This window comes from Psychrobacter sp. TB20-MNA-CIBAN-0197, assembly GCF_040309765.1.
GTDB lineage: Bacteria > Pseudomonadota > Gammaproteobacteria > Pseudomonadales > Moraxellaceae > Psychrobacter > Psychrobacter submarinus.
The window spans coordinates 1-275 of the sequence record NZ_JBEOPC010000522.1 but is presented as its reverse complement, the minus strand read 5'-3'; the positions used below and the strand labels follow the sequence as shown (position 1 = coordinate 275).

The 275-nt window shown below is 35.6% G+C and carries 1 protein-coding gene; it reads right to left on the bottom strand.

What is annotated here, in order from left to right; genetic code table 11:
* A partial coding sequence (locus AAEY83_RS14780) for a CheR family methyltransferase (protein ID WP_351060067.1) occupies positions 1–275 on the bottom strand: 275 nt, incomplete at both ends.

Below are 275 nucleotides of genomic sequence, written 5' to 3'. Positions count from 1 at the left end.
CCTAAAAATAAGTACCCTTTTGGGTTTAATGCTTGTGCAAACTGATTAATAATTTTAGCTTTTATTTCAGGCGCAAAATAAATAAGTACATTACGGCAAAAAATAATATCAAACTTGCCCATTAACGCGTAAGAATCAAGCAAATTCAGGTGCCTAAAACTAACTTGTTTTTTTATTGTATCGTTTACTTGTGCCATACCATTGCCGCTGTCTTTAAAAAACTTTTTACGACGCTCTGCAGATAACCCTCTGGCAAGTGCAAGCGCGTCATACTC